The sequence below is a fragment of the Pseudomonas sp. SJZ079 genome, from assembly GCF_007993865.1.
In the GTDB taxonomy this organism is placed as follows: domain Bacteria; phylum Pseudomonadota; class Gammaproteobacteria; order Pseudomonadales; family Pseudomonadaceae; genus Aquipseudomonas.
The window spans coordinates 47,103-54,213 of the sequence record NZ_VIUH01000030.1; the positions used below are offsets into that span (position 1 = coordinate 47,103).

The 7,111-nt window shown below is 59.9% G+C and carries 7 protein-coding genes; 4 read left to right on the top strand and 3 right to left on the bottom strand.

Annotated features, from left to right (window positions below; genetic code table 11):
* Positions 1-156: 156 nt before the first annotated feature.
* Both FBY03_RS20255 and FBY03_RS20260 read left to right on the top strand, forming a co-directional pair.
* Positions 157-1,488, top strand: coding sequence for an NCS1 family transporter (locus FBY03_RS20255; protein ID WP_218570808.1), 1,332 nt, complete (start codon positions 157-159; stop codon positions 1,486-1,488).
* A gap of 134 nt (positions 1,489-1,622) precedes the next feature.
* Positions 1,623-3,101 carry an NCS1 family nucleobase:cation symporter-1 gene (locus FBY03_RS20260; protein WP_147174154.1) on the top strand — a complete coding sequence of 493 codons (1,479 nt, stop codon included), beginning with the start codon at positions 1,623-1,625 and terminating at the stop codon, positions 3,099-3,101.
* A gap of 106 nt (positions 3,102-3,207) precedes the next feature.
* Here the strand turns inward: FBY03_RS20260 and FBY03_RS20265 are convergent, their stop codons facing one another.
* Together FBY03_RS20265 and moaA are read right to left on the bottom strand one after the other, a co-directional pair.
* Complete coding sequence (locus FBY03_RS20265) at positions 3,208-4,026, bottom strand: ABC transporter substrate-binding protein (RefSeq protein ID WP_147174155.1); 819 nt, start codon at positions 4,024-4,026, stop codon at positions 3,208-3,210.
* 82 nt (positions 4,027-4,108) lie between these two features.
* On the bottom strand, positions 4,109-5,104 hold the full coding sequence (gene moaA, locus FBY03_RS20270) for a GTP 3',8-cyclase MoaA (protein ID WP_147174156.1): 996 nt from the start codon (positions 5,102-5,104) through the stop codon (positions 4,109-4,111).
* A gap of 223 nt (positions 5,105-5,327) precedes the next feature.
* On the opposite strand from moaA, the gene FBY03_RS20275 reads away from it, so the two are divergent.
* Entirely contained in the window at positions 5,328-5,972 is a 645-nt protein-coding gene (locus tag FBY03_RS20275) for a TetR/AcrR family transcriptional regulator (protein WP_147174157.1), read from the top strand.
* A 235-nt stretch (positions 5,973-6,207) separates the two neighbouring features.
* On the opposite strand, the gene FBY03_RS20280 is transcribed toward FBY03_RS20275, so the two are convergent.
* Positions 6,208-6,648, bottom strand: a complete 441-nt coding sequence (locus tag FBY03_RS20280; RefSeq protein ID WP_147174158.1) for a heme-binding protein — start codon at positions 6,646-6,648, stop codon at positions 6,208-6,210.
* A gap of 338 nt (positions 6,649-6,986) precedes the next feature.
* Here FBY03_RS20280 and FBY03_RS20285 point away from each other — a divergent pair.
* The coding region (locus FBY03_RS20285) for a thiamine pyrophosphate-binding protein (protein ID WP_371920800.1) at positions 6,987-7,111 on the top strand (125 nt) is incomplete at its 3' end.

Below are 7,111 nucleotides of genomic sequence, written 5' to 3' on the forward strand. Positions count from 1 at the left end.
GGAGGAACAGTCTCGAACACAGCGCTGCTCAGAGAAGGCTTAGCGCTTTACGGCAAAGGACTCAGGTAACCACACAACAACAATAACGGGGACAGCAGCGCGCGTCCCTGCACTGAGGTTCACACCATGCACAATGAAAACGCAACGTCACAAACCATGCTTTACGCAGAACCCGAAGCGACCAAGGCAGCAGGCGAAGAGTCGCTGGCACCCCAGAAACACCGCATCATGGGACGGGTTTCCTATCTGCTGGCCTGGTTCGGCGGCTGTGTATCGATTGGTACATTCGCCATGGGCTCCAGCATCGTTGGCACGCTCAACCTGCTGCAAGCGACGCTGGCCATCGCCATCAGCTGCTTTGTCATCGGTATAGCCCTGGCCTTCAATGGTGCCGCCGGGTACAAGTACGGCATCCCGTTCATGGTCCAGGCACGCAGCGCCTTCGGCTTCGCAGGCACGCGCTTCCCTGGACTGGTGAGGGCCGTTCCCGCCATCGTCTGGTACGGCTTCCAGAGCTGGATCGGTGCCGGAGCATTGAACGCGGTCTCCAGCACCCTGTTCGGTTTCGACAACCTGGTGTTCTACTTCATCGTCTTCCAATTCCTCCAGATTGCCCTGTCGATGTTCGGTTTCCAGGGCATCAAGTGGCTGGAAAACGTCGGCAGCGCCTTTATCCTGGCCTCCCTGGTCTACATGTTCTACAGCGTGATCGATCGCTACGGCTCAGAGATCACCACCAACCTGGTGAACATCGAAGGCACCTGGGGCCTGCCATTCTGGGGTGCCACCATGCTCTTTCTCGGCATCTACAGCACCATGATGCTCAACGTCAGCGACTACTCGCGTGAACTGGAAGAAGGCACTCGCCCCAGCCTGCTGACGACCATCTACGCCATGTCGATTTTACCCTGCACCCTGTTCATGGGCCTGATCGGCCTGATGGTCTCCGGTGCGACCGGCGCATCCGACCCGATCCAGGTATTCTCCAGCGCTGTCGATAACACCCCGCTGCTGGTCGCCACCCTGCTATTCATTGCCTTCGCCCAGGTGACTACCAACGTGCTCAACAACGTAGTGCCACCGACCTACATCCTGATGGATGTGTTCAAACTGCGTTTCCGTACCGCCACCATCATCGTCGGCCTGCTGGCCTTCTGCACCTTTCCCTGGGAAATGGTCAAGCCGGAGTCCTCTGCCGGGTTGCAAGTATTCGTACAAACCTATTCGGCGTTTCTCGGCCCCATCTTCGCCGTAATGGTTGTGGACTACTTCATCCTGCGCCGCCGCACACTCGACCTCGTCAAGCTGTATGACGAGAACGGCCCGTATCGTGGGGTGAACTACGCGGCGATCATCGCCTCGCTGCTGGGCGCGGTGGTCGCCCTGAGCTTCTCCTCCATATCCTGGTACGCAAGCCTGATCCCGGCAGGCCTCAGCTATTATCTGCTGATGCGCCACTGGCCTGCCTGTCAGCGCTTTCGCAGCTGAGAGCTCGTGATTTAAAGAGCGCCTGCTGCCCCATCCTCACCGACCCCGCGTCGGCGAGGATGTACTCGAGTGATGAATGCCTCTTGGGCGAGCGCCTCCTCAAGCTCGCCAAAACAAGATTCCAGGAGCTGCCCATGGCTACCGATGACTTCCACATCAAGCAAATCGACACCTCGCTGCACAACGCCGACTTGGCTCCCCTGCCGCCCGCGCAACGCAAATGGGGCTGGTTCGAGATCTTCAATGTCTGGTCCAACGACATCCAGAGCCTATTCGGCTACACCCTCGCCGCCACCCTGTTCATCTCCTATGGGCTGAACGGCTGGGCCGTATTGGCCGGGATCGTCCTGGCCGGCTTCATCGTCATGGGTCTGGTGCAGCTGACCGGTAAGCCCAGTGTCAAATACGGCATCCCCTTTCCGGTCATGGCCCGCGCCAGTATGGGCGTGCGTGGCGCCAACTTCCCCGCCGTGGTGCGTGGCATCGTGGCGATTTTCTGGTACGGCGTGCAGACCTATTTCGCCTCCACCGCCGTCACCCTGCTGATCAATTCGCTAATGGGCAACCCCACTGGTGCGGGCGCCACCTTCCTTGGCATGACCGCGGTCGGCTGGCTCGCCTATGTGATCGTCTGCGTCTTTCAGGTCGCCCTATTCATCCGCGGCATCGACTGGATCACCAAGTTCCTCAATTGGGCCGGACCGCTGGTTTACCTGGTGATGATCGCGCTGATGCTGATGATCTGGTACAAAGCCGGCCCCAGCCTGCTGAGCGAACTGGGCAGCATTTTCCGTGGCACCGGCGAATACGCCGGCGGCCCGATCGCCGCTTTTATCGCAGTGGTCGGCACCATGGTCGCTTACTTCGCCGCAGTGGTGATCAACTACGGCGACTTCGCGCGCTTCGTGAAAAGCGAGAAGCAGATGACCCTCGGCAACCTCCTCGGCCTGCCAGTCAGCCTGGCGATCTTTTCGATTATTGCCTTGGTCATCACCGCCGGCACGGTGGTGGTATTCGGTGAGACCTTGACCAACCCGACCGATATTGTCGCCCGGGTGGACAACCTGACCCTGACCGTGATCGCCGCCCTGACCTTCTTCGCCGCCACAGTCGGCATCAACCTGGTGGCCAACTTCATTCCGCCGGCCTACGACATCGCCAACCTGGCCCCCGCGCATATCAGCGCACGCACCGGCGGCTTCATCACCGCGGCGATTGCCTTCTTCATCGGCGCGCTGTGGGTCGCCTTCATCAGTAACGTCGGCATCGCCGCCTTCGTCGACACCCTGGGCGCGGTGCTGGCGCCGCTGTACGGCATCATCGTCGCTGACTACTACCTGGTACGCCGGCAGCAACTCGACCTGCAACATCTGTTCTCGGCCGAAGCCGGCACCACCTACCACTACGATGGCGGTTGGAACCGCAAGGCGATGGTCGCCTTCGCCATCGCCTCGGTGTTTTCCGTCGCCTCGGTCTGGGCGCCCGGCCTCAGCAACTTGTCCGGTTACTCCTGGATCTTCGGCGCCATGCTCGGCGCTCTGTTCCATTACCTGCTGATGCGCAAACACTGCGCCGCAAAGAGCCCAGCTGTGACACTGAGTTCGCGCAACTGAAGTCGTGATGCATCTGTCGAGTGCGGATTCCAAGGGTATGCCCTCGACAGGACCCGCTACGTACCAACGCCACGGCCATGGCTCAAGCCATCACTCGGCAAGGCCACTAGCCCCCCGCGGCCTTGGCCTTCTGCCGTTTGAGGAAGTCCACCTTCCACTGCTCCATCCCCATGAACTCGGAGCCAAGATTGGCCTCGACCCGATACTTGCTCTTCAACGCATCCACCGCAGCCTGCTGCTCAACTAGAAAGCGATCGAAGCGCTGGATCAGTTCCGGGTGTTTGAGACTGGACAGATGAAAACTGCCCTGGGTATGCGGCAGCTTGGGGTCGAACACCAGTGCGCCGGGGCGGGCACGGACATTGTCGAGATAGTGGGTGGCGACCACGACATTGAAATAAACCCCGTCGGATTGTTTCTTCAGCGCCTGGTGGATCATCTGCCGCAGATCGTCGCTGTGGATCAGCTGGATCTGCTGAGCATCGATGCGCTCCTGATAACCTCGGGGCGTCCAGCCATCGACGATGGTCAGACGCTTGAGTCGCTCGATGGGGTGGCCCTGATACTGCGGGGCGACCAGCACGCCATCCACATAACTGACCACCGCCTGGCTGTAGTGCAGATTGACTCCAGTTTTGCGTGACAGCGACCAGTTGCCGCTGTCCGGATATTTGAAGTCCACCTCACCTTGCAGCAGTGCCGGCAGCAGGCGCTCCACCGAAAGCGGTTTGTAGCTCAACTGCACGCCGCTTTGCGCGGCGAACAAGTCGAACAACTCACGGGCAAAGCCCTGATACTGACCTTGCGCATCGATGCTGTAATGCGGGGCAAAGGCCAGATCTTCCACGCCAATCACATAGCTTTCGGCGCTGGCGCCAGTGGCGAACAGAACGGCTAACAAACTGCAGACGCGTGTGGGCTTCACAATAACCCTCCAGGTTGGTGTTGAATCGACAAAGCAGTGGGATGGCGAGCCATTGCACGCCGCAAGGGTTTAACCGGGTGGTTCAACCACCGGTCATGCTCATGAAGCGCACCACTTGCACCTGCTCACGGGTGTCGAAGTGATGACGCTCGGGCTTGAGTTGCAAAGCCTGTTGCAAGGCCTCGCGCAGGCGCTGGCTATCGCCGGGGTGGGCGCGCATCAGGCGTTTCAGATCCAGCGCGCCGTCGTCTCCCAGGCATAGCACCAACTTGCCTTCCGCGGTGACCCGCACGCGGTTGCAGTCGCCGCAGAAGTTGTGGCTGTGCGGCGAAATGAAACCTATCCGAGTATCACTGCCTGCCACTTGCCAGTAGCGCGACGGCCCACCGGTGACCGTGCTGCTGCGCACCAGGGCATGGCGCTGCTCGATGCGCTGGCGCACTTCGTCACTGGAGCAGAAGGTCTGCTCGCGCCGATGACTGGAGATGCTGCCCAGGGGCATTTCTTCGATGAAGCTGATATCCAGGCCGCGACCCATGGCGTACTCGACCAGGTCGAGCACTTCGTCGTCGTTACGCCCCTTCTGTACCACGCTGTTCAATTTGATCCTGGCAAACCCGGCAGCGCGCGCCGCATCGATCCCGGCCAGCACCTGATCGAGCTTGTCGCGTCGGGTAAACGCCGCGAAACGTTCCCGCCGCAGGGAGTCGAGACTGATGTTCAGGCGTTTGACCCCAGCCGCGCGTAATTGCGGCGCCAGTTCGGCCAGTTGCGAGCCATTGCTGGTGATCGCCAGATCCTCCAGCTCGGGACGCTCGCCGAGGCGCGCCAGCAAACTGAGCAGATTCTTGCGCACCAAAGGCTCGCCGCCGGTGATGCGGATGCGCTTGACCCCAAGACCGATGAAGGCGTCGGCCACGGCATAGAGCTCTTCCAGACTGAGGATCTGCTCACGTGGAGCGAACACCATGTCCTCGCTCATGCAGTAGGTGCAGCGAAAGTCGCAGCGATCGGTGACCGACAGCCGCAGGTAGGTGATGCGCCGACCGAAGGGGTCGACCAGCTGGGAGTTGTGCACAGTGAGTCTCCTGGTGCTCTGGGAGCCGAGACGTTTTTGTTATGGACTGCATGGGCACAGATAGAAACAGAAAAACAGAATCCTGTATACAGCAACCTGACTGTAAAGTCAGGTAAACTGCCAGCAGGCCCGCCGGCCGCCAGCTTGAGGCACCCGCGGAGCCGGTGCTACCATGCCCGACCGCCGCCCGGCGCCGGGCGACACAAGGAAATCGACAGGGCTTATGAGCAGTATTCGCGAACGCAACAAAGAGCTGATCCTGCGCGCGGCCAGTGAAGAGTTCGCCGACAAGGGCTTTGCTGCAACCAAGACCAGTGATATCGCCGCCAAGGCCGGTCTGCCTAAGCCCAACGTCTATTACTACTTCAAGTCGAAGGAAAACCTCTACCGCGAGGTGCTCGAGAGCATCATCGAGCCGTTGCTCGCCGCCTCCACCCCGTTCAACCAGCCGGGCCATCCCGCCGAAGTGCTCAAGGCCTATATCCGCTCGAAGATCCGCATCTCGCGCGAACTGCCCTCAGCCTCCAAGGTGTTCGCCAGCGAGATCATGCACGGCGCACCGCACCTGAGCAGTGAGCAGGCCGAGCAACTCAACGCCCAGGCCAAGCACAACATCTCCTGCATCCAGCGCTGGATCGACCAGGGCCTGATGGCCAAGGTCGACCCGCATCATCTGATGTTCAGCATCTGGGCCGCGACCCAGACCTATGCCGATTTCGATTGGCAGATTGCAACTGTCACCGGCAAAGCCAGCCTCAGCGACGAAGACTATGAAGCCGCCGCGCAAACCATCATCCGCCTGGTGATCAAGGGCTGTGAGATCGAGACAAGCGTGGCCAGCCCCTCGGAGCAGGTCAGCAACGCCTAACTACTGAAGGCCAGGCATGCACCTGAGCCAATCGGCTCTCGACTGCATCACCTGCAGGCTCCAGCCGCATTGTACTGCTGGGCCTGGCCAAGGGCGTATGCACTGCAATGTACTTCCCGGTGAGCCGCATCCCTGCTTGCCAACCCGGGGAACAGACCCTGCCCGTGACGCTTTCGATTGTCGCGGACATAGCCTGCTGCTACAGAGCTAATGCAGCACTGCCTGTTAGTGGCGGTTAAGCCACGACGCCGGGATCGGCCTGCAAGCCCACCGACTCCACCGCGATAATGGCGCACTGCTCATCGATGTCCGAGGTATCGCCGGTGATACCGATGGCACCGATCACCTCGCCCCGCTCGTCACGAATCAATACACCGCCCGGCGCCGGTACCAGGTTGCCGTCGGCCAGGTTGTTCACCGCACCGATGAATGCCGGGCGCAACTGCGCATCGGCAGCGATCAGGCGCGAGCCCTTACCCAGCGCCACTGCGCCCCAAGCCTTGCCGATGGCGATCTGCGGACGCAGCAGGCTTGCGCCATCTTCACGCTGCAGGCTGATCAGGTGACCGCCGGCATCCAGTACCGCAACGGTCAGAGGCGCCGCGGAAATTTCCCGCCCCATAGCCAGGGCGCGGTTACTGATGGCGGTTGCGGTGTGCAGAGTCAACGTACTCATAGGTAGCCCTTCTTCAATAGTGATAAGTCGAACGAAACACCTGACGGAACGCTGTCGCCGATACATGACGTCAGCCGCAGGCAATCAAAAGCTGACAATCACTATCCCACCAGAAACAAAAAACTCAACAATTAAATACAATCACATTACTCTTTGTATACACATAAATAGATAGTTCTCATGCCTTGCCGCGTCGCCTAGCTCAAACGGGCGTTTTAAAGATTTTCCGGCAAGCACCTTCGTTAGCCGAAAATTTGTTGACCTCTGAGTCATGAGCTGAATAGAATCCTTGCAAAGCATTTTTGTATACAATCTTATAACAAACGAGGCACAAGATAATGGCCAGAATGAGAGCAATCGAAGCCGCCGTACTGGTGATGCGCCGCGAAGGCGTTGACACGGCGTTCGGCATTCCCGGCGCGGCGATCAACCCGCTGTACGCCGCCCTGCAGAAAGTCGGTGG